At 74.6% G+C, this 1,417-nt stretch carries 2 protein-coding genes and 1 pseudogene; 2 read left to right on the top strand and 1 reads right to left on the bottom strand.

All coding sequences use genetic code 11. The features are described 5' to 3' along the window. A pseudogene (locus tag AB0G02_RS40250) lies at positions 1 to 540 on the top strand (FAD-dependent oxidoreductase); the annotation flags it as partial. Here the strand turns inward: AB0G02_RS40250 and AB0G02_RS40245 are convergent. Continuing rightward, positions 515 to 979, bottom strand: coding sequence for a MarR family transcriptional regulator (locus tag AB0G02_RS40245; RefSeq protein ID WP_360805817.1), 465 nt, complete (start codon positions 977 to 979; stop codon positions 515 to 517). The pseudogene AB0G02_RS40250 and the gene AB0G02_RS40245 overlap by 26 nt on opposite strands. A gap of 76 nt (positions 980 to 1,055) precedes the next feature. On the opposite strand from AB0G02_RS40245, the gene AB0G02_RS40240 reads away from it, so the two are divergent. Beyond that, on the top strand, positions 1,056 to 1,417 hold a 362-nt coding region (locus AB0G02_RS40240), incomplete at its 3' end, for an LLM class flavin-dependent oxidoreductase (protein ID WP_360805814.1).

Here is a 1,417-nt window from a genome sequence, read left to right as displayed (position 1 = left end):
GTGCGGCTGGGCACGGCGTTGACCACCGCGCCGCCGACGGAACCCGCGCGGGCGGGAACGTTCACGGTGGACAGCACCGGCGGTCCGATCACCGCCGACATCTGGTTCCGGTGCCACGGGGTGAGCGTGAACGGCGGGTACCTGGGCGACGCACTGGCCGGGGCCCGCACGCCGGAGGGGCGGATCCGGGTCACCGCGACCCTCACCGTCGTGGGCCACCCGCGCGTCTACGCGCTGGGCGACGTCACGGACCTGGCCGAGGCGAAGATGGCCGGGTACGCGATGCAGCACGCGGCGGTGGTGGCGGAGAACGTCCTGGCGCAGGTGCGCGGCGAGGAGCCGACGGCCACCTACCGCCCCTCCCCCGTGCCGTCGATCCTGCTGCCGCTGGGGCCCGCGAGCGGGGTGGGCCAGGTGCCGTCACCGGACGGCGTGACGCTGCTGCCGGCGGCGGCCGTGGCCGAGTACAAGGGCGCGGACCTGTTCACCGGGCGGTTCGTGGAGCTGTTCGGCCTCAGCCCTGCCCGTTCGACTCCATGAACACCGGCGGCACCTCGTTGTCCCGCACCACGCGGGCGAGGAGGTCCGCGAGGGCGTCGCGCTCGGCGTCGCCCAGGCCGGAGGGCAGCCGGTCGATGCGGCGGCAGGTCTCGGCGTAGAACTCCTCGGCGAGCCGGCCGCCCTCGGCGGTGAGCTCGACCCGCACCGCGCGGCTGTCCAGCGGGTCCGGCTCGCGGCGGACCAGGCCGCGGCGCGCGGTGCGGTCCACCAGGCCGCTGAGGCTCGACTTCGCCAGGTTCAGCACCTCGCCCAGCTCGGTCATGCCGTAGGGCTGGGCCATCAGCACGCAGAGCAGCTGCCCCTGCTGCTGGGTCAGCCCGTACTCGCGGGCCGCGTCGGCGTAGACGGCGTTCACCAGGAACGTGGAGCGGACCAGCGCCGTGACGACGCCCATCTGCTCACCCGCGGCCTTGGCCATGCGGCCACGATACGCCACCTGGTTCGGACCACGAACCAACCATCACACCGGGGAAGGACCCCCCATCTCGCCACGCGTGCCGCTGTTCGGGATCGGGATCAGCACCGCGGTCAGCCGTGCGGAGGAGAGCCTGCGGCACGCCGTCGAGGCGGACCGCGCCGGGCTCGACCTGATCACGGTGTCCGACCACCCGTACTTCGGCGACCGGCTGGACGCCTACGCCCTCGTCGGGGTCGCGCTCGGCCGCACCACCCGGGTGTCCGGGCTGGTGAGCGTGACCAACCTGCCCAGCCGCCCGGCACCCGTGCTCGCCCGCACGGTGACCTCGCTGACGGCGTTGTCCGGCGGTCGGGTCGTGCTGGGCGTCGGCGCGGGAGGGCTGTGGGACGACATCGCCAGGATGGGCGTGCCGCGACTGGCGCCCGGCGCCGCCGTCCG

The sequence above is a fragment of the Actinosynnema sp. NPDC023658 genome, assembly GCF_040639995.1.
In the GTDB taxonomy this organism is placed as follows: Bacteria; Actinomycetota; Actinomycetes; order Mycobacteriales; family Pseudonocardiaceae; genus Actinosynnema.
The sequence above is the reverse complement of the archived record's forward strand: the minus strand, read 5'-3'. Positions and strand labels throughout refer to the sequence as shown.

Bases quoted from the DNA above. Each gene is read 5' to 3' on its own strand.
- AB0G02_RS40245 (WP_360805817.1), bottom strand. From the start codon at position 979: ATGGCCAAGGCCGCGGGTGAGCAGATGGGCGTCGTCACGGCGCTGGTC.